The sequence below is a fragment of the Pseudomonas sp. PMCC200344 genome (genome assembly GCF_030053095.1).
Lineage (GTDB): Bacteria > Pseudomonadota > Gammaproteobacteria > Pseudomonadales > Pseudomonadaceae > Aquipseudomonas > Aquipseudomonas svalbardensis.
On record NZ_CP125618.1, the window covers coordinates 2,565,080 to 2,585,520 of the forward strand.

General features: G+C 59.9%; 19 protein-coding genes. 9 read left to right on the forward strand and 10 right to left on the reverse strand.

The genetic code is table 11. The annotated features are described in order from the left end of the window. The first annotated feature begins 44 nt into the window (after positions 1–44). The 3 genes from QFW87_RS11680 to QFW87_RS11690 are packed head-to-tail and all read left to right on the forward strand — an operon-like array spanning position 45 to position 1,780. Entirely contained in the window at positions 45–719 is a 675-nt protein-coding gene (locus QFW87_RS11680; protein WP_283184580.1) for a CsgG/HfaB family protein, read from the forward strand. 30 nt (positions 720–749) lie between these two features. Then, positions 750–1,124, forward strand: a complete 375-nt coding sequence (locus tag QFW87_RS11685; protein ID WP_283190559.1) for a DUF4810 domain-containing protein — start codon at positions 750–752, stop codon at positions 1,122–1,124. After that, positions 1,121–1,780 carry a DUF799 domain-containing protein gene (locus QFW87_RS11690; RefSeq protein ID WP_283180503.1) on the forward strand — a complete coding sequence of 220 codons (660 nt, stop codon included), beginning with the start codon at positions 1,121–1,123 and terminating at the stop codon, positions 1,778–1,780. The genes QFW87_RS11685 and QFW87_RS11690 overlap by 4 nt, the downstream gene beginning before the upstream one ends. A 42-nt stretch (positions 1,781–1,822) precedes the next feature. Here QFW87_RS11690 and QFW87_RS11695 read toward each other — a convergent pair whose 3' ends face one another. The 7 genes from QFW87_RS11695 to QFW87_RS11725 form a co-directional block, all read right to left on the reverse strand. Beyond that, positions 1,823–2,485, reverse strand: coding sequence for a flavin reductase family protein (locus QFW87_RS11695; RefSeq protein WP_095129640.1), 663 nt, complete (start codon positions 2,483–2,485; stop codon positions 1,823–1,825). A 12-nt stretch (positions 2,486–2,497) separates the two neighbouring features. Further along, the gene (locus tag QFW87_RS11700; protein WP_283190560.1) at positions 2,498–3,985 is read right to left on the reverse strand and encodes an amidohydrolase family protein; all 1,488 of its coding nucleotides are present in this window, start codon (positions 3,983–3,985) and stop codon (positions 2,498–2,500) included. After that, positions 3,982–5,178, reverse strand: coding sequence for an amidohydrolase family protein (locus QFW87_RS11705; RefSeq protein ID WP_283190561.1), 1,197 nt, complete (start codon positions 5,176–5,178; stop codon positions 3,982–3,984). The genes QFW87_RS11700 and QFW87_RS11705 overlap by 4 nt, the downstream gene beginning before the upstream one ends. A gap of 264 nt (positions 5,179–5,442) precedes the next feature. Then, positions 5,443–6,510 carry an extracellular solute-binding protein gene (locus QFW87_RS11710; protein WP_283190562.1) on the reverse strand — a complete coding sequence of 356 codons (1,068 nt, stop codon included), beginning with the start codon at positions 6,508–6,510 and terminating at the stop codon, positions 5,443–5,445. Positions 6,511–6,546: 36 nt separating this feature from the next. Beyond that, on the reverse strand, positions 6,547–7,335 hold the full coding sequence (locus QFW87_RS11715; RefSeq protein WP_283190563.1) for an ABC transporter permease: 789 nt from the start codon (positions 7,333–7,335) through the stop codon (positions 6,547–6,549). Further along, a complete protein-coding gene (locus tag QFW87_RS11720) occupies positions 7,332–8,249 on the reverse strand; it encodes an ABC transporter permease (protein ID WP_283190564.1) in 918 nt (305 codons plus the stop codon). Before QFW87_RS11720 ends, QFW87_RS11715 begins: the two co-directional genes overlap by 4 nt. A 1-nt stretch (position 8,250) precedes the next feature. Then, on the reverse strand, positions 8,251–9,336 hold the full coding sequence (locus QFW87_RS11725; protein ID WP_283190565.1) for an ABC transporter ATP-binding protein: 1,086 nt from the start codon (positions 9,334–9,336) through the stop codon (positions 8,251–8,253). 140 nt (positions 9,337–9,476) lie between these two features. On the opposite strand from QFW87_RS11725, the gene QFW87_RS11730 reads away from it, so the two are divergent. From QFW87_RS11730 to QFW87_RS11740, 3 genes are all read left to right on the forward strand, one after another. Next, positions 9,477–10,166, forward strand: coding sequence for a GntR family transcriptional regulator (locus QFW87_RS11730; RefSeq protein WP_008154995.1), 690 nt, complete (start codon positions 9,477–9,479; stop codon positions 10,164–10,166). A gap of 325 nt (positions 10,167–10,491) precedes the next feature. Next, positions 10,492–12,603, forward strand: a complete 2,112-nt coding sequence (locus QFW87_RS11735) for an ATP-binding protein (RefSeq protein WP_283190566.1) — start codon at positions 10,492–10,494, stop codon at positions 12,601–12,603. Between the two features lie 141 nt (positions 12,604–12,744). After that, entirely contained in the window at positions 12,745–15,381 is a 2,637-nt protein-coding gene (locus tag QFW87_RS11740; RefSeq protein ID WP_283190567.1) for an excinuclease ABC subunit UvrA, read from the forward strand. Positions 15,382–15,576: 195 nt separating this feature from the next. Here QFW87_RS11740 and QFW87_RS11745 read toward each other — a convergent pair whose 3' ends face one another. Together QFW87_RS11745 and QFW87_RS11750 are read right to left on the reverse strand one after the other, a co-directional pair. Further along, a complete protein-coding gene (locus QFW87_RS11745) occupies positions 15,577–16,506 on the reverse strand; it encodes a transposase (RefSeq protein WP_283189354.1) in 930 nt (309 codons plus the stop codon). A 237-nt stretch (positions 16,507–16,743) separates the two neighbouring features. Then, positions 16,744–18,687, reverse strand: a complete 1,944-nt coding sequence (locus QFW87_RS11750) for a response regulator (protein ID WP_283180496.1) — start codon at positions 18,685–18,687, stop codon at positions 16,744–16,746. 173 nt (positions 18,688–18,860) lie between these two features. On the opposite strand from QFW87_RS11750, the gene QFW87_RS11755 reads away from it, so the two are divergent. Next, complete coding sequence (locus QFW87_RS11755) at positions 18,861–19,049, forward strand: hypothetical protein (RefSeq protein WP_283180495.1); 189 nt, start codon at positions 18,861–18,863, stop codon at positions 19,047–19,049. Between the two features lie 51 nt (positions 19,050–19,100). Here QFW87_RS11755 and QFW87_RS11760 read toward each other — a convergent pair whose 3' ends face one another. Then, positions 19,101–19,622, reverse strand: a complete 522-nt coding sequence (locus QFW87_RS11760; protein ID WP_283180494.1) for a DUF4142 domain-containing protein — start codon at positions 19,620–19,622, stop codon at positions 19,101–19,103. A 218-nt stretch (positions 19,623–19,840) separates the two neighbouring features. Here QFW87_RS11760 and QFW87_RS11765 point away from each other — a divergent pair, with 218 nt between their 5' ends. Both QFW87_RS11765 and QFW87_RS11770 read left to right on the forward strand, forming a co-directional pair. Further along, complete coding sequence (locus QFW87_RS11765; protein ID WP_283180493.1) at positions 19,841–20,083, forward strand: DUF465 domain-containing protein; 243 nt, start codon at positions 19,841–19,843, stop codon at positions 20,081–20,083. Between the two features lie 110 nt (positions 20,084–20,193). Further along, complete coding sequence (locus QFW87_RS11770; RefSeq protein ID WP_283180492.1) at positions 20,194–20,433, forward strand: hypothetical protein; 240 nt, start codon at positions 20,194–20,196, stop codon at positions 20,431–20,433. Positions 20,434–20,441: the final 8 nt, after the last annotated feature.

Below are 20,441 nucleotides of genomic sequence, written 5' to 3' on the forward strand. Positions count from 1 at the left end.
CCGTGCCGGGATAAACCGTTTTTCAAAAGGAATGCACAGTGAGAATGATCTCTCGGATGTTGGTATCGACGGCAGCGATTGCCCTCTTCGGCGCGATAGCCGGGTGTGCGACCGAAAGCTCGCGCGCCTTGCCGGTAGAAAAGGTCGAAAGCGCCAGCCTCGCTTATGCCGGCGTTCGCGTACCCATGGCGGTCGGCAAGTTCGACAACCGTTCGAGCTACATGCGCGGGATCTTTTCCGACGGTGTGGATCGCCTCGGCGGTCAGGCCAAGACCATCCTGATCACTCACTTGCAGCAAACCAACCGCTTCAGCGTGCTGGATCGCGACAACATGGGCGAGATCCAGCAGGAGGCCGCGATCAAGGGCCAATCCCAGCGCCTCAAGGGTGCTGACTTTGTGGTCACCGGTGATGTCACCGAGTTCGGCCGCAAAGAGACTGGCGATCACCAGTTGTTCGGCATTCTCGGTCGCGGCAAGACCCAGGTGGCCTACGCCAAGGTCAATTTGAACATCGTCAATATCAGCACGTCCGAAGTGGTTTATTCGACTCAGGGCGCGGGCGAATACGCCTTGTCCAACCGTGAAGTCATCGGCTTTGGCGGCACCGCTGCCTACGATTCGACCCTGAACGGCAAAGTGCTCGACCTGGCCATGCGCGAGGCGATCAATCGTCTGGTGGACGGCATGAATGCCGGTGCATGGAAACCGGGCAACTGATCAAGGTCGATGACAAGGAGCGGTACAAGCATGTTCAAGATGTATGCGAAATGGGCGCTGATGGCGTCGACCGTGCTGGTCAGTGGCCTGTTGGCCGGCTGCAACAGCGGCCCGAAAACCCTTTACCAGTGGGAAAGCTACCAGCCGGAAGTCTACGAGTACTTCAAGGGTGAAGAGCCCAAGGAAGCTCAGGCCGAAGCCCTTGAGCGCGATTTGCAGAAAATCAGGTCCACCGGCAGGACACCGCCGCCTGGCTACCACGCTCACTTGGGGCTGTTATACCTGAGCATGGGCAAGGACGATCAGATGGTGCAGCAATTCAGAACCGAGAAGACGTTGTTCCCCGAGTCGACGCCGTACATGGACTTTCTGCTTAAAAACGCCAAGACCGGAGACACCCAATGATCGCACGCTCATTGAAACTGATGGCCGGGCTGCTGGCGCTGGCCGTGCTCGGTGGCTGCGTCAGCCCCAAGACCGTGGACTATTCGGCGTACAAGCAAAGTCGTCCAAAAACCATTCTGGTGCTGCCGCCGCTGAACAACTCGCCGGACGTCAAGGCGTCCTACAGCCTGTTGTCGCAGGTCACGTACCCGTTGGCTGAAGCCGGTTACTACGTGCTGCCGATCACCCTGGTCGATGAGACGTTCCGCCAGAATGGCTTGACCACGCCGGCGGATATCCATCAGGCACCGGCCAACAAACTGCAAGAAATCTTCGGTGCCGATGCTGCGCTGTACATCACTGTGACGGACTACGGCACTCGCTACATGATCATCAGCAGCGAAACCGTGGTTACGGCCAGCGCGAAACTGGTGGACCTCAAGAGCGGCACCACCCTGTGGACCGGCTCGGCTCGGGCTTCGAGCGAGGAGGGCGGTAACAACGGTGGCGGCGGTTTGATTGGCATGCTGATTACGGCGGCGGTGAAGCAGATCATCAACAGTTCCACCGACGCCGGTCACCCGATTGCCGGCGTGACCAGCGCTCGGCTGCTGTCGGCAGGACAACCGGCGGGGTTGCTGTACGGGCCGCGTTCGCCGAAATACGGCACTGACTGAACCCTCTGTGCAGGATCGTTCCCACGCAGAGCGCGGGAACGATCATTTACCTGACGGCCAAAACCGCTCCCCACCCCCCGGCGTCTCCGTCCACGCCTGCAACGACCGTGTTGGCAAATCAAAATAATCGCGTGTGCGCGCATACCCATGCCCACCCATCCGGCCAATCGCATCGAGCCCGAGTTGATCGATATACAAGGTTTTCGGGTCGATCAATTCATCCCGCACATGCGCCATCAGCACTTCGCCAAAGATAATCTCCCGGGACTGTCCGATGGACAGCGCCATCATCCGTCGACATTCCAACGCCACCGGGGCTTCGCCAATCCGTGGGCATTTGACCGTGGTGCCGGGAATGGCAGTGAGGCCGGCGGCCGTCAGCTCGTCGAAACCGGGGGCGAACGGCACGGCGCAGACGTTCATGGCTTCCACCAGGGCATCGCTGACGATGTTGACGGTGAATTCCTGGTTGAGCTGGATATTGCGCGTGGTGTCCTTGGGACTTTGGTCGCCGTAGTTTTCCACGCCCAACGCGAGGATCGGCGGGTCGGCCGAGAGGGCGTTGAAGAAGCTGAACGGCGCGGCGTTGATCCGGCCTTCGCCGTCGATGGTGGTGACCAGAGCAATCGGCCGTGGCACCACGCTGCCGATCAGAATCTTGTACTTGTCTCGCGGGCTCAATTGGCTGAAGTCGAAGCTTTGCATGGGCAGAACTCTCTAAAGAAGGGGATCAATCGCGCTCAGCGGCGCGTGTGCGCTGTAGTCGTCAGCGAACGGGATGGCCGGTTTGAACAGGCCTTTCCAGTCCGGTTGGCCGAAGGCCCGGTCGCTGTGGCTGCGCATCAGTTTTTCGAATTGTTGTTGGGCCTGGCGTTGCAGGGCGGGGTAGTCGACGCCTTGAACCTGACCGTCCTGCATCACGCAGCAGCCGTTGATGTAGCTGGCGATGCAGTCGTCACCGCGCCCGGCCAATACCAGGTTTTTCAGTGGGTCGAACAGTGGCCCCAGGTGCAGACCGCGAAGGTTGAACACCGTGATATCAGCCTTGGCGCCCGGCGCCAAACGGCCGAGATCATCGCGGCCCAAAGCCTTGGCGCCGCCGAGAGTGGCGGCGTTGTACAGGTCCAGCGTGGTGGTGAGCGAGTTGCCGCCCTCCATCAATCGCGCGATGTTCAGACCCTGGCGCATGTTTTCCAGCAAATCCGCCGGCCAGGTGTCGGTGCCCAAGGCGAAGTTGATGCCCTTGGCCCGATAGCGACCGAAGGAGTTCAGCGCCTCGCCGTCACGGGCAAACACCACCGGACAATGCACCAGACTCGCGCCGCTATCCGCCACGCGTTGCAGATCGTCTTCGCCGGAGGTGTAGATGCCGTGGGGCAGCAGACTGCGCGGGGTCAGCAGATCCAGTTGCTGCAACCAACCCAGCGGCGAAGTACCGCGCAGTTGCTCGACCATCGCCACCTCGCCGAGCCCCTGGCAGCAATGCAAACGCATCGGCGCGTTCAGTTCCCGGCTGAGCGCGGCAGTGCGTTGCAGCAGAGCCGGGGTGCAGGTCTGGATACGGTCCGGCAGCAGCGCGCCACGAATCAAACCCTCGTGTGCGCCGTCGAAATCATTGAAAAACCGAGCAGCCGCGTCGAGCCCCGCCATGCCTCGCGCTTCATCCCAGTGATGCCCGAGGGTTCCATCGGCGCGCCAGAAACTCATGCCGCTCATGTAGCAGGGGCCGAGGTAAGTCCGCAGCCCCAACTCGGCCGCCACACCGGCCACCGCAGAAAATTCGTCGTAGGTTTCGGCCCACTCGCGGTAATACATCGAGGTGATCGGCATGGCGGTGGTGATGCCGTTGCGGATCAGCTGAGTGAAGGCGTAGCGGTATTTGAAGACTTCTTCATCTGCGCTGTAACTCTCTCGCGGACCTGCCGTCAGGTAGTCCTCGGACCACATCCGGCCCATGTCGCGTTCATCGCCGTTGTCCAGCGTCAGCACCGTCGAATCAAGATCCCCGAGTGCATCCAGATCGATGAAGCCCGGACCGATCAACGCTTTGCCGTAATCAATCCATTGGTCCACCGGCCCCGGATAATCCCGCCCGACAAACACGATGCGCGAACCTTCGAACACCACTTGGCCGTCGCGCCACAGCACATGCTGTGTGCCGTCGAACCCGACCACGCAACTGGCTTTCAATCCAATCCTTTTCACAAGCGGCTTTCCAGCAGACGGCCACCGGAGGCGATCAACTCACCGCCGCGATAAACCTGCCGCGCCGGCCGCGACACCACCGCCTCACCCAGCGTCTGCACCGGCATCAGCAAAAAGTCCGCCGGTTGGCCGATCTCCAGCCCATAACCTTCACAGCCCAACGCCCGAGCGCCATTCACCGTCGCGGCTTCGAACGCCGCCGTCAGTTCATCGTCCTTGTTCAAGTCGAAACGAAAGGCCAGCAGCATCGCCCGTTCCAGCATGTCGCCGTTGCCCATGGGCGACCAGGCATCACGAATGCCGTCCGAACCCAGGCACACGTTCACCCCGACCTCGCGCAGGGCGAGGAACGGCGGCACCGCGCAATCGGCCGGTGCCGAACTCATCAGCGAAATGTTCAGCGCCGCCAGGCGTTCGGCCACCGGTTTGACCTGGCTCCACGGCAACATCCCAAGGCAGTAAGCGTGGCTGATCATCACCCGACCCTGACGCCCGAAGCGTTCGGTGTAGTCGGCGATCAGTGCGATCTGCCACAGGCCCAGTTCGCCCTTGTCGTGCAGGTGAATGTCGACGCCACGCTCGAATTCGCAGGCCAGCTTAAACACGAAGTCGAGCTGTGCTATCGGGTCATTGTCGATGCCGCACGGGTCGAGGCCGCCGACGTTTTCCACGCCCAGGGCCATGGCTTCGCGCATCAGTTCGGCGGTGCCGGGGCGGCTGATCAGGCCGGTTTGCGGGAACACCACCAGTTGCAGGTCGATCAGGTCGCGGTAGCCTTCGCGCAGCTGTTGCATGGCCTCGACATGGCGCAGGCCGAATTCCGGGTCGATGTCGACGTGACAACGCATCGTCAGCGAGCCACGGGCGATGCAGTTTTCCAGCAGGGCGCCGGCGCGTTGGGCGATGGGTGCCTGGACTTCACGCAGCACGCGGCGCTCGTTGGCAATGTAATCCTTGAGCGTCGGGCCGGCGCTGTTCGGGCGCCAGGGTTGGCCCCAGAGGGTTTTGTCGAGGTGGACGTGGCTTTCCACCAGGGCAGGGGTGAGGAGCTGGTTTTGGCCGTCGATGTCGGTGGTGGTCAGGGCAGCGGTCGATGCCGGGCGGCGTTGCTTGAACAGGCCGTTTTCGATCAACAGGTCTTCGGCGGTGGAACCGTAGGGGCGCACGTTGCGTAGCCAGCGGGGTTGGGACATAGGAGCCTCATTTGTTCTTTAAATTCGGTTGGAATGCGGTGCTTCCTGACCTTTTGTTCCTTGCGTGAAATCTTTCCCTCACCCTAACCCTCTCCCGGAGGGAGAGGGGACTGACCGAGTTAATTCCGAGGAATTCGGTGACCTGAAAGATCGAGTCAATTTCGGATTCAGAGAAGGATTTTCAGGTCGCAGCAATCCTTAAATATTACCCGGTCAGTCCCCTCTCCCTCCGGGAGAGGGTTAGGGTGAGGGGGCGGTCTAGGATCAGCCCTTGAGCTTCGACCAGATCCGGTCCTGCAGCTCACGCGCCTTGTTGCTGCACTCTTTTTCCGGGCGCAGGCGCGAGGCGAACTCGTCGGGCATGTTGATCGCGTCCATCACCCGCCATTTGGCGTCGATCAGTTTGTCGCTCTGGATGCCGTTGGCGTAGGCGATGGCGTTGGACACGGCGGCGGCGTTTTCCGGCTTCATCATCCAGTCGATGAAGATCTTCGCGTTGCCAGGGTGCGGGGCGCTTTTCGGTACGGCGAAGTTGTCCTGGAACATCGCCAGGCCTTCGCGCGGGTACACGTATTTGATGGTGCTTTTTTGCAACGTGGCCCGGGCGGTGGAGCCGTTCCAGTTCTGCATCATGATCACTTCACCGGAGGCCATGCGGTCGACGGTGTTGTCCGAGCTGTACATCTTCAAGTGCGGTTTCTGTTTTTTCAGCAGCTCCAGAATGCGCTTGGCGTCCTGCGGGTTTTCGCTGCATTCGTCGACGTTCAGGTAATGGCTGGCGGCGTTGATCACACTGCTGGAGGTGTCGAGGGCGGCGAGTTGGCCTTCGAGTTCCTTGCGCGGTTCGAAGAACTCTTTCCATGAATCGTCCAGTTTGCCGCCGGGCACCCGCGCGCTGTCATAGGAAAACCCGGTGGTGCCCCACAGGTACGGGGCGGAGAACTTGCGACCGGGGTCGAAACTCGGGTCGCGGAACGCCGGTTTGACGTACTGGAAGTTGGGCAAGGTCGACGCGTCGATTTGCAGTAGCAGGTTCTGGTTGATCAACGTGCGCATGATCGATTGCGACGGCACGATCACGTCATACGCTGCCCCACCGGCCTGCAACTTGGCCAGCAAGGTTTCGTTGCTGTCGTAGCCGTCCATGGTGACCTTGATCCCGGTCTCCTTTTCGAACTTGGCCAGCAGTTCCACCGGGTAGTAGTCGGTCCAGTTGTAGAAGAACAATTCCTTGGGTTCGGCGGCCTGGGCGGTGAAAACGCTGAAGCAACTGAGGGCCAGACCGGCGACGCCGTAACGCATGCTTTTGAAGATCGTGTTTTTCAACATCATGGTTTTACGCTCCGAAAGTACCGCGAAGGAAAGGGCTCATTGGTTTTTGCCGCGCTGTCCCAGCCAGAAGGCCAGCACCACCAGCACGATGGAAATCACCAGCATCAGGGTCGAAATCGCGTTGATCTCCGGCGTGACACCGGATTTGATCGCCGAGAAGATGTACACCGGCAACGTCGTCGAACCGGGGCCGGCAACGAAGAAGGTCATGATGAAATCGTCGAGGCTGACCACGAACGCCAACACCGAACCGGACAACACCGCCGGCCACAGCAGCGGCAGCGTCACCCGACGAAAAACCTGCCACGGGTTGGCGTACAAATCGTTCGCCGCCTCCAGCAAGCTCTTGTCGAGGTCATTGAGCCGCGCACGGATCGGCAGGTACGCGAAAGGAATGCAGAAGCCGATGTGCGCAACAATCACCGTCAGCAAACCGAGCTTGATCCCCAGCGCCATGAACAGCAGCAGGGTGGCCACGGCAGTGACAATCTCCGGCAGGATCAGCGGCAGGTTGATCCCGCCCTCGACCATCTTCTGTCCATAGAACGGGCGGTAAGTCGCCAGCGCCGCGAGCAACGCAATCGCCGTGGCAAAAACCGTGGCGATGCCGGCGACGATGATCGAGTTCAGCGCTGCGGTCTGGATCGACGGGTTAGCCAGAATCCTTCCGTACCAGGCGAAGGAGAACTCGGTCCACACCGTGGCCGAACGGTTGGCGTTGAAGCTGTAGGCGATCAGCACAAAGATCGGCACGTACAGATAGGCCAGGATCAGCAGGCTGACTTCGCGGGTCAGCGGTAGTTTTTTCAGGTGCAGGGCGATCATGCGGTGGCTCCCCGACGAAGGGTTTTGGCGGTGCTGCGGCTATAAAGGGCGTAAAGCACCAGGGACAGCAGCAGAATCCCCAGCAGCAGGAACGACAACGAACTGCCCAGCGGCCAGTTGCGCGCGGTGCCGAACTGTTGCTGGATCAGGTTGCCGATCATCAGTGTCTTGCCGCCGCCGAGAATCGCCGGGGTGATGAAGGCACCGAGACTCGGCACAAACACCAGCAGCGCGCCGGCAATCACGCCGGGCATCGACAGCGGCAGGATGATCCGCCGCAACGCATGCCAGCGATTGGCGCCGAGGTCGTAAGCGGCTTCCACCAGACGCCAGTCGAGTTTTTCCAGGGTCGAGTAGATCGGCAGAATCATGAACGGCAAGAAGCTGTAGACCAGCCCGACGCTGACGGCGAAGTCGTTGTAGAGCAGGGTGATGCCACCGGCCTGGGGGAACAGTGCGTTGAGGCTCTGAGCAACCCAGCCATGCTCGCGCAGAATGATCAGCCACGCGTAGTTGCGGATCAGCAGGTTGGTCCAGAACGGGATGGTGATCAGCAACACCATGAGGTTGCGCCGACGCGGTGTCAGGCTCGACATCCACAACGCCACCGGGAAGCCGAACAGGAAACACAGCAGGGTGGTGCCGCCGGCCTGGAACACCGAGCGCAACAGCGCCTGGGCGTAGACCCAGTTCAGTTCCAGTTCACCGTCGAAACCTTCCTGGAAAAACAATTGCACGTAGCTTTGCAATTGCCAGTCGGCCTGCCAGTCGACGCCGCCATACACGTTGCGCGGCAACAGGCTGATGTAGCCCATGATGCCGAGCGGAATGGCGATCAACGCCAGCAAAGTCAGAACCACCGGGCTGAGCAACAGCGCACGGTTGAGGGCGGGAGAAGTGCTGCTGACGCTCATCTCAGGCCTCCATCAACAGGCAGGCGTGGGGCGGCAGGTTGACCGCGACGCGATCACCGACCACCCGGCTGCGGTTCAGGCCTTCGTTGTTCTCGCGCAACATGACCTTGATGTCGTTGTTCAACCGGCACTGGTAAAGGGTCGCGGTGCCGACATACAGCACCGCTTCAATGACGCCGCGCAGGTGGTGCGGTTGCGCCGGGTCGACCAATTGCGAGCGTTCCGGGCGGAACGCCAGTTGCACTTTGGTGCCGTCGAAGCCTTGAGCCGGGCAAGGGATCTCCACCGGCATGCCGCTCGGCACGAACAGTTTTTCGTTCTGCTGGCCGCGCTTGATGTGGCCGGGGAGGAAGTTGATGTCGCCGATGAATTGAGCAACGAAACGGTGCTGCGGCCGTTCGTAGATATCGTTCGGTGTGCCGATTTGCAGGATCTTGCCGGCGGACATCACGGCGATGCGGTCGGACAGGGTCAGCGCTTCTTCCTGGTCGTGGGTGACGAAAATGAAGGTGATCCCGGCTTCCTTCTGTACGCGCTTGAGTTCGACCTGCATTTCCTTGCGCAGCTTCAAGTCCAGCGCCGACAGCGGTTCGTCGAGCAACAGCACTTTGGGTTTCGGCGCCAAGGCCCGGGCCAGGGCCACGCGCTGCTGCTGGCCGCCGGACAACTCGGCCGGTTTGCGCTGGGCCAAGTGTTGCATTTGCACCAGCGTCAGCATCTCTTCGACACGTTGCGGGATGAGCTTGCGATCAAGACCCTGCATCTCGAGGCCGAAGGCGATATTCTGCGCGACGCTCATGTGCGGAAACAGCGCGTAGCTCTGGAATACGGTGTTGACCCGGCGCTTGAACGGTGGCAAATCATTGACCGGCTCGCCCGCCAGACGGATCTCGCCCTCGCTGACCTGTTCGAAGCCGGCGATGGTCCGCAACAAAGTGGTCTTGCCGCAGCCGGAAGGGCCGAGCAGGGTGAAGAATTCATTGTCGGCAATGTCGACTGAAACGTTGTCGAGGGCTGGAGCCAGCCCCGGATCGTCGGAATACCGCTTGGAGACGTTACGCACTTCAATCGCTGTTGGATGACCCATATTGGTGCATTCCTCTAATTATTGTATGCAATATCTGGATGCAATCTAGAAATAACCGGATTAATCTGCTCGTGCAACCCCCTTTTGAAAGGGCTGATCGTCGGCAGGGGCTGGTTGCTTAGCGCTAAAGGAGTGTTCAGATGACCGAGAAAAAACTCGAGACCACGGTCGACCGCGTCTACCAAGGGGTTTACGAGGCGATCAGCAAGCGTTCATTGCGTCCCGGGATGAAGCTCGGCGAAGCGTCATTGGCCGAACTTTTTAATGTCAGCCGGACGTCGGTTCGTGCCGCGCTCAAGCAGTTGGAGGCCGATGGTCTGGTCACCACCGAGCCCAACAAAGGGGCGTCGGTGTCGTTGCCCAGTGATGAGGAGATCCGCTCGCTGTTTGAAACGAGGCGTCTGATCGAGATCGGCATCGTCACTGAGCTCTGTCGTCGTCGTGATACTGCCGTGACCCAGGACCTGCGTGATCACCTGTTACTGGAGGATGAAGCGCACCGCAGTGGCGACCATGAACGGCTGATTCATCTGCTTGGCGAGTTCCACATCAAGCTCGCGCAAAGCCTGAACAACCCGGTGTTGCTGGACTGGTTCCGCAAGCTGATTTCCCGCGCCTCGCTGTACGCCGCCGCGCTGGATGACGACAGTCACGAAGCTTGCCGCGACGATGAACACCTGCGGCTGATCGAGTACATCGAAGCCGGCAACCAGAGCGCTGCGATCGAACTGACCTGCATGCATTTGAATGGCATCGAGAAGGCCATTCTCGACGTCGCCGCCACGCTGAAAACCGGCTACCACCCGCTCAAGCACCTGATCGAGGTTTAGCCACGCTGAAACCTTGTAGCAGCTGCCGAGCCTGCGAGGCTGCGTTCGGCGGCGAAGCCGTCGTGAAATCAAACATCTCGGTGTGACAGGACAAACTCGGATGCAGGGTTTACGACTGCTTCGCAGCCGAACGCAGGCTTCGCCAGCTGCTACAAGGTTCACCCCCAGGGCACACTCCCATTGCCACAAAAGCCTGGATGATGTGAATCAGCTAACCTCTATGAAACCATTAGCGACGGCGATGCTCGAAACAGACGGGCTCGCACCGTCCTCATGCCGTTGCGATCCCTTAAGCCAGTCATCTACAGGGACACGGAATCAGTCGATGCAGTTTCTAGACGATAGCCACGGGTGTGCCGGCTGGAACGGTGAAATGGCCGGGCGCATCCGCGCGTTCGACTGGAGCGTGACTGAGCTGGGAAACATGGACACCTGGCCCGCAAGCCTGTGCAGCGCGGTGCAGTTGATGCTCGCGTCCCCACTGCCGATGGTGATGCTGTGGGGCCGACCGGGTTACATGATCTATAACGATGCGTACTCGACGTTTGCCGGTGGCCGCCATCCTTACCTGTTGGGCTCCCCGGTGGAACTGGGCTGGCCCGAAGTCGCCGACTTCAATCGGCATGTGGTCGACACCTGCCTGGCCGGCGGCACCTTGTCCTATCGCAACAAAGTCCTGGAGCTGCTGCGCGACGGGATACCCGAAGACGTCTGGCTGGACCTCTATTACAGCCCGGTGGCGGATGATGACGGGAAACCGGCCGGGGTCATGGCGATGGTGGTCGAGACCACCGAGCATGTTATTTCCGAGCGCCGCCGTCAGGCCGCCGAGGACGCCTATCACGCTGATAACGAACGGGTGCGCCTGGCGCTCAATGCCGGGGCTTTGCTCGGCTCGTTCGTCTGGGACATCAAGGGCAATGCGCTCTCCGGTGACGAGCGTTTCGCCCGCACCTTTTCCTACCCGCCGGAGCAAAACCTGGCCGACCTGCCAACGGACATCGCCGAAGCACGGATCCATCCCGATGACCGCAGCTGGGTACAGGAGCAGATCAATCAATCAGTGGAAACCGGCGAACCCTTTAACGCCGAGTATCGGGTCCTGCGTCCGGATGGCAGTTATCTGTGGGTGCAGGCGAGTGGTGGCTGCGAGTTCAATGAACAGGGCGAACCGTTCCGTTTTCCCGGGGTGTTGATCGATATCCACGAGCGCAAGACCGCCGAAGAATCCCTGCTCAAGTTCACCCGCAATCTGGAGCAACGCGTTGCCGACGAAGTCGAAGCGCGGCTGGCCGCTGAAGAACAACTGCGTCAATCGCAGAAACTCGAAGCCATCGGCGGTCTCACCGGCGGCGTGGCCCATGACTTCAACAACCTGTTGCAGGTGATCGCCGGCAACCTACACTTGCTGGCGCGGCATGAACCGGACAACGCCAATGTGCAGCGCCGGGTCAGTGCGTCGATTGCCGCGGTCGAGCGCGGCGCCAAACTGTCTTCGCAATTGCTCGCGTTCGCCCGTCGTCAGCCCTTGTCGCCAGCGGTCTGCGACCTGCGCCAGGTCTTCGATGGACTTGGGGAATTGTTGCAGCGGGCGCTGGGGGAAACCATTCAGATCGATGTCACCGCTGCCGAAGCTCTTTGGCACGTCTACGTGGACCGCAATCAACTGGAAAACGCCGTCCTCAATCTGGCAATCAATGCCCGTGACGCCATGAAAGGCGAGGGGACCATTGACCTGAGCGCCGAGAACATTGCCCTTGATAGCAAGTTTTGTGCAGGCAAGGGCATCGTCGCCGGCGATTATGTCTGCGTGGCGGTGGCTGACAGAGGGGTTGGCATGTCGCCGCAGGTACTCGCACAGGCTTTCGAACCGTTTTTTACCACCAAGCCCGATGGCCAGGGCACGGGTCTGGGCCTGAGCATGGTGTTCGGTTTCGTCAAGCAGAGTGGCGGGCATATCGAGATTTCCAGCGTGGTCGGGCAGGGCACTCGGGTGCAGCTGTATTTCCCTCGCAGCCTGCGCCCGATACTCAGCGAAACGACACGTCATGATCCGCAACAGCGAGGCGGACACGAAACCATTCTGGTGGTCGAGGACAACGAGGCGGTTCGCAGCTCAGCAGTGGAGCTACTGCGCGAAGAAGGTTATCAAGTCCTGACGGCGGCCAACGGTGACGTCGCGATGCAGATGTTGCTGGAGGGCGCGGTGGTGGACCTGATTTTCACCGACGTGGTCATGCCTGGTCTGATCAAAAGTTCGGACCTGGCCGCCTGGGCCAAGATGCAGACGCCGCCGCTGGCTGTGCTGTTCACCTCGGGCCACACCCGTGACATTATTTCGCGCAATCACCAACTCAGCCCCGGCACTTACTTGCTGAGCAAACCTTATGGTCCCGAGGCGCTTACCCAAATGGTTCGCACCGTCCTCAACGGCTAAACAGATCCAATGTGGGAGCGAGCCTGCTCGCGAAAGCGTCGTGTCAGTCGATATTAACGTTGAATGATAAATTGCATTCGCGAGCAGGCTCGCTCCCACATTGGTTTTGTGTTTTTCCTGCAATTTCATTAAGGCCACCTGATGACATCCACACGCACCTCCAACCCTCCTTCCGGCATGGTCAGGGTGCGCGGCGCCCGGGAACACAACCTCAAGAACATCGATGTCGACATCCCCCGGGACGCCCTGGTGGTGTTCACTGGCGTGTCCGGTTCGGGGAAGTCGTCGTTGGCGTTCTCGACCCTCTACGCCGAAGCGCAACGCCGCTATTTCGAATCCGTGGCGCCTTATGCGCGGCGTCTGATCGATCAGGTCGGGGTGCCGGACGTCGACTCCATCGAAGGCTTGCCGCCGGCGGTGGCCTTGCAACAACAACGGGGTACACCGAGCACTCGCTCTTCGGTGGGCAGCGTGACGACGTTGTCGAGCCTGATCCGCATGCTGTACTCCCGGGCCGGCAGTTATCCGCCGGGGCAGCCAATGCTGTATGCCGAAGATTTTTCGCCCAACACGCCCCAGGGCGCGTGCCCCGAATGTCATGGATTGGGGCGGGTGTATGAAGTCACCGAAGCATTGATGGTCCCGGACCCGAGCCTGACCATTCGCCAGCGCGCGGTCGCCTCCTGGCCCACCGCCTGGCAGGGACAGAACCTGCGCGACATCCTGGTGACGATGGGTTACGACGTCGACAAACCCTGGCGTGATCTGCCGAAAAAACTGCGCGACTGGATTCTCTTCACCGAAGAAACACCCACGGTGCCGGTGTATGCCGGGCTCACTCCCGAAGAAACCAAAATCGCGCTTAAACGCAAAATGGAACCGAGTTACCAGGGCACGTTCACCGGCGCCCGGCGCTATATCCTGCACACCTTCAGCCATTCCCAAAGCGCGCTGATGAAGAAGCGCGTCTCGCAATTCATGCTCGGCAGCCCGTGCCCGTTGTGCGATGGCAAACGGCTCAAACTCGAGGCATTGTCGGTGACCTTTGCCGGTTACGACATCGGCGAACTGTCGCAGATGCCGTTGCTGCAAGTGGCCGAAGTCTTGAAACCAGTGGCCGCTCACAGCTACCTCGAACAGACCGAGGCGGCGGGTGAGGTATTGACGCACGACCAGACCCGCGAGGCCCGCGAGCAACGAGTGGCCCACGGTGCCAGTGGTCACGCCAACGCGCCGGATGTACGCCACACGCCGAACCTGTCAGTGGAGAAACGCCTGGCCGCGCAGCGGATCGCTCAGGACTTGCTGGAACGGGTCAGCACGTTGACCGATCTGGGGCTCGGTTACCTGGCGCTGGAACGCAGCACGCCGACGCTGTCGTCCGGTGAGTTGCAGCGTCTGCGCCTGGCGACGCAATTGGGTTCGCAGTTGTTCGGCGTGATCTACGTGCTGGATGAACCGTCGGCCGGTCTGCACCCGGCGGATGGTGAAGCGCTGTTCGAAGCCCTGCAACGCTTGAAAGCCGCGGGCAACACCTTGTTCGTGGTTGAGCATGACCTGGAAACCATGCGTCGCGCTGACTGGTTGATCGACGTAGGCCCGGCGGCCGGCGAGCATGGCGGCCAAGTCCTGTACAGCGGACCGCCGCCAGGGTTGGCGCAGGTGGCGAGCTCGCAGACGCGCGCTTATCTGTTCGCCGAGCAGGTCACTCAGCCCCAAACCAGCCGTAAGGCAAACGATTGGCTACGGCTGGAAGGCATCACTCGCAATAACCTGAACAACCTCAGCGTCGAATTCCCGCTGGGCTGTTTTACCGCGGTGACCGGCGTCTCCGGTTCCGGTAAATCGAGCCTGGTCAGTCAGGCGTTGCTGGAACTGGTGGGCGCGCATCTCGGGCGCACGGCAAGTGACAGCGAGCCGCAGGAGTTGAGCCTTGAGGACGACGCACCGCAAGTCAGCGGCGGTCAGGTCTCGGCGGGACTGGAATCGATCAAGCGCCTGGTGCAAGTCGATCAGAAACCCATCGGCCGCACACCGCGCTCGAACCTGGCGACCTACACCGGGCTCTTCGACAACGTGCGCAAACTGTACGCCGCCACCCCCCAGGCACAGGCCGCGGGTTACGACGCCGGTCAGTTCTCCTTCAATGTTGCCAAGGGCCGTTGCCCGACGTGCGAAGGTGAAGGCTTTGTCAGCGTCGAGTTGCTGTTCATGCCCAGCGTCTATGCACCGTGCTCGACCTGTCACGGCGCGCGTTACAACCCCGAGACGCTGGCAATCATCTGGCAAGGGTTGAACATCGCTCAGGTGTTGCAGCTGACGGTGGATGAGGCGGTCACGGTGTTCGCTGAACAACCGGGCATTCGTCGCTCGCTGGAGGTGCTGCGCGATATCGGCCTGGGTTACCTGCGCCTCGGCCAGCCGGCGACCGAGCTGTCGGGCGGCGAAGCCCAGCGGATCAAACTGGCCACCGAGCTGCAACGCAACCAGCGCGGGGCAACGTTGTATGTACTCGACGAGCCCACCACGGGTTTGCACCCAAGGGATGTCGATCGCTTGCTCGAACAGTTGAATACGCTGGTAACGGCGGGGCATACGGTGATCGTCGTCGAACATGAAATGCGCGTGGTTGCACAGAGTGACTGGGTGATCGACATCGGCCCGGGGGCGGGGGATCAGGGCGGGAAGATTGTTATTGCAGGCACACCGCAGAAGGTCGCCAAGAGTAAAAAGAGCCGGACGGCGCCCTTTTTGGCCAGAACCCTCGGCATGGCTTGAGTCGGTGGTGTTTTTGCTGACGCCTTCGCGAGCAAGCCCTACATTAGTCCGATGTCGTTCACGAAAGTGAGGGCAACTCGATCAAGTGTGGGAGCAACTGTCTTGATGATCTTTATTTTGAAGGCATATTGATAGACAGCTGAATTCCCACAGCTTTACGCCATGCGATGCCCTACAGGAACACCGCGACCCGTTTTAGGCCAAGGGTTGTTTCCACTCAGTTCGGTCTCGGATCATGGCGTTCAGTCGTATCAGCAGCACGCGCATACAGGCGATGAGCGCTACTTTTGCGCATTTACCCTTATGACGCAGTGCGTCATACCGCGCTTTGAACTCAGGCTGTCGCTGAATCACCACCCAGCACGCCATGTACATCGCGCGACGCGCAGCAAACCTGCCGCCGCTAATATGGCGCGGACCTTCATGCTTGCCGCTGTCATCGTTGTAGGGGGCTATGCCTGCCAGCGCTGCAATCTCGTGCCGTCCAACCTCGCCCAGCTCAGGCAAATAGGCCATTAAGCTGGCTGCCGTCACGAGCCCTATTCCCTTGACCGAGCACAAACGGGCTATTTTATCACTGTCCAGGTCTTGGGCACTTTGACGGATCAACTTCTCTATCGACTTTATTGCTTGGCATAAATAGTCGATATGCCTCTGCAGACAGGGTTTTACCCGGTCTACAGAGGCTGTTTTGAGGCGCCGAATATCATCGCTTTGCTGCTGAACAAAGTTTTCACGTTGCTGTACCAGCGCACGCAAATTGTCCTGTTCAGGGCTGGTGATGCGGTTGCTTGGCGACTTTATGACTTCTGCAAACTGCGCGAGAAGTCGCGCATCTATCGGGTCGGTTTTAGCGTGCTGCCCCATCGCCTTGGCAAAGTTCTTGGCGCGACGAGGGTTGATCCGCAAGACTTCGAAGCCCGCGGCCTGAAGCGCTTTCATGGCCTCTCGCTCATAGCCGCCGGTGGCTTCCAGCAATACGCGGTTGACCTGGTAGCGCTTTAACCAATCAATCAGCGCAAGGAAGTCACTGGCGGTATTGAGGTAACTTGCGCCAACGTCTTGCGGGTTAATCCGAACCTCAAGAGTATCTTTGGCAACGTCGATGCCTGCGCAGGAAAACATAGCTGAATCCTCTTACACTCAAAGGTGAGAGCACTCTGGCTGGGCACCACGCTTGTAAATGTTCGAGGTAGGCTCGTTCAACTGTTCGGGCTCAATAACCAGAGTGGAGAGGTGAATGGCAGCATGGGCTCCCACACGTGCTTTAAGCACTCCGGGCATTCAGCTTGCCATTCACCGCTCTCATCCTCAGTCTAATTCCTGCGCAAGACACAAGCGGGCTTGCTCGCGAATGGTCTATCAGGCGCCGTCTAAAGTGCGTCGAACTTTGTCCAGCAGTTCATTGATCTGGAACGGCTTGATCAGCATCTCCATGCCATCGCTGAGGAACACCTGACGGTTGATCGCGGTTTCGGCGTAACCGGTCATGAACAGGATCGGCAGCTTTTCGCGCCAGCCCCGTGCCACATCGGCCAGCTCGCGGCCGCTCATGCGCGGTAGTCCGACGTCTGTCAGCAGCAGGTCGATGGACTCATCGTTTTGCAGGCGCTCGAGGGCACCTTCGATGTCGCCCACCTGCGTGCAACGGTAACCGGCATCCACCAACACTTCGGCCACGAACATGCGCACCGACGGCGTGTCCTCGACGATCAACACATGTTCGCCGGCACCCTGATGATCGATGGTGGCTGACTCGGCTTCGCCGGCCATGGAGCCGGAGCTGGCCGGCAGCATGATGGTGACTTCGGTGCCGCGCCGGGCGACGCTGCGGATGTGTGCATCGCCACCCGATTGCCGGGCGAAACCGTAGAGGGTCGACAACCCCAGCCCGGTGCCCTGGCCCAGTGGCTTGGTGGTGAAAAACGGGTCGAACACCTTGTCGATCACGCCGTGTTCGATACCGGTACCGTCATCGCGCACCGACAACGCGACATACGCACCATCGGCCAGATTGGGATCGCCATGGGAATAGGCGGCATAGGTGCTGACCCAAATGTTGCCGCCCTGGGGCAAGGCATCGCGAGCGTTGATCACCAGGTTGAGCATCGCGCTTTCGAGCTGAATGGGGTCGACCAGGGCAATGGCGGCTTTAGAGGTCAATTCGAGTTTCAGCGCGATGCGCTCGCCGATGGTGCGCACCAGCAATTCTTCAAGGGAGCGCACGTGTTCGTTGATGTCCACGGGCCGGGTATCGAGTGGCTGTTGGCGCGCGAAGGCGAGCAGGCGATGGGTCAGGGACGCAGCACTCATGGCCGAGTTCAAGGCGGCTTCGGCGTAAAACTGAACCTTGTCGGTGCGTGAGGCGGCGATCCGTTTCAGAATCAGTTCCAGGCTGGTGATGATGCCGGTCAGCAAGTTATTGAAGTCGTGGGCGATGCCCCCGGTCAGCTTGCCCAGTGCATCCATTTTCTGCACTTGCAGCAGCTGAGCTTCGGTTCGCGCTCGCTCGGCGACTTCTTTGGCCAACTGGGTGGTGGCGTCGTCAAGCCGAGCCAGGTGCGAGCGTTCGCGGTGACGGTTTTCAGTGACATACTCGATAAACACCAGGCTCAGTTCCGGCGTGCGGTACGGCGAAATCTGCCACTCGGTTTCGCGAACCTCGCCGTGGACCCGCATGCTCAGGGTGCCTTTCCAGCGCTCGCCGTAGGCCAGACGCAGGCGCAGTTCTTCGATGACGACATCCTGATCCTCGGCAAAGCACTCGCGCAGGGTGTCCGGGTTGAGGTTGTTCTGAATCAGCTGCGCGAAGGCATGGTTGCATTCATGCACCTTCAACTCGGCATCCAGCACCGCGATGGGCACCGATACATTGACAAAGATTTCCCGAAACCGCGCCTCGCTTTCGCGCAGGGCATTTTCGGTTTCACGCACCCGCAGCAAGGTGCGCAAGGTTGCGAGCAGGACATCCGGGTCCACCGGGTGGATCAGGTAGGCATCGGCACCCGCGTCCAGGCCGGTAATGATGTCGCCGGTCTGGATCGAGGCCGCCGAGACGTGAATCACCGGCAGCAGGGCGGTGGCGGGTTCGGCGCGCAGTTTGCGCACGATGTCGAAGCCGCTCATGTCCGGCAGATTGACGTCGAGGATCAGCGCATCGATCGTCACGCTGTCGATCAGCTCCAAGCCCTCGGTGCCGGTGCCGGCTTCGAGCACTTCATAGCCGTGGCGCTCCAGGCGCCGGCGCAGGGCGTAGCGCGTGGCGACGTTGTCGTCGACGATCAGCAAACGGATGTCACGCTTCATCGACGGGCTCCAGGGTGAATGATCAGTCAGTGTCCGTCACTTGAGCATAGTCAAAGGGTTGCGGCTTTTGACCATGAATTTCCCTTGCGATGGAACCCTGTCCCCGGGGAGGCTTCGAATCTACAAAGCGTGACTGTTTCAGCCGCGCTCTTGCAGTGACGAATGAGGTACTTATGAACGATGACAGTGGTCTTGAAGAAGACGCAAAAACCGGCGAACCCGAAAGCGCAGACAAAGCGGTTGACCAGAAGAATATCCACACGGATAACGACAACGAGTTCAGCCCGGGTTTCAAGCCGAATCCCGACCGACCAAAACCTGGGGATGACACCGATGCCGACATCGACACCGATGGCGGCTAGTCAGGCATTGAAGACGGCCGCATCAAACGGTGCGGCCTTTTTGTGGGAGGGTTATTTGCCCGGATGGGCAGCCTGGAGTTTTTTCGCCATACCCAGATGCTTCTCCAGCGCCGGCAGCATCTTTTGCGCGAAACCTTTCAGCTCCGTGGCGCCTTTGACTTTGTCGTCTGTCACCGTATTGGCTTCTTTCTTGAACAGCTCGATGGTGTCTTCGTGAGCCTTCACCTGATTGTTGGCGTACGCCGCATCGAAGGATTCATCGCGCATGTCAAGGATTTTCTCTTTCGCCTGCTTGATCAGCGTGGTGTTGTCCGGCACCTCGATGTCATTTTTTTTCGCCAGCGCCGCCAGTTCATCGTTGGCCTTGGAATGGTCGGTGATCATCATATTGGCGAATTTCTTGATGTCCGCCGATGAACTTTTTTCCAGGGCCAATCGGCTTGTTTCGATTTCCGCGATATTGCTCGCGGCCGCGCTGTCGACAAAGTCATTGGAAGTGGCAGCGAAAGCCGTGCCCATGCTGGTACTCAAGGCAACGGCCAACGTGAGGTGGCGCAGGGTAAGTCCGTCCATTGGTTATTCTCCACACAGGTTTTCATGGGTGATCGAGTGATCGTTAATCTGTGGAGGCCGACGAGTGGGCAAAGGTTTTATTACGTTTGCGGCAGGGCGACGAACGGGCACCGCTGGTCTGATAGGCGGTCGACAGAACCCGCTAACCAAGGCCATTCTGATAGTTGGTGAACGCCATTGATCGCGTTTGCCTCCGATCAACAAACGGAGGTGTTCCCATGCCGGTGCCACACGACCTTTATCAGGATCTCAAACTTTCAAAGGAAGATATCCAGCAAAAACGCACCAAGGATCCGTTACTGGATTCACTGATCAACAAGTATTCGCAGGCGGACGCCGAGGTCGTAAAGGCTGAATCCGCAAGATCGGATGCGCCCAGCGATGACGCATTAAAGAAACTCAAGGCGAAGCGCGTGGAGGTTAAGCAAAAGATCGTTGATCGACTCCAGACGCCGTCCTGACGCGCCCTGTCTGGTCACCGACGATCGGTGACTGAAAAATTGGAACGGCGATAAATACCGGCACCTCGAATGTTCAGAGTCCGAATTTACGGCTCCATGCGAGGTGCCTCATGAATCCAAAATTCCCCAGCGAAGAGCAGGGTGGCTACGACCCCATCCCGACACATCCCGAACCCCTGAGTCCAGGACGCACCACCCTCAATCCCGAAGACGAGCCGGGCATCGACGAACTGCCGAACAACGAAGGTGCCATCCCGATGGACGAGGATGACTCCACCGCCATGGACCCGGAAAGGGTGCATGATGAAACGGATAACGCGGTGCGCGATGGTGAGGTGGATCCGCGTTGAGTCAGGCA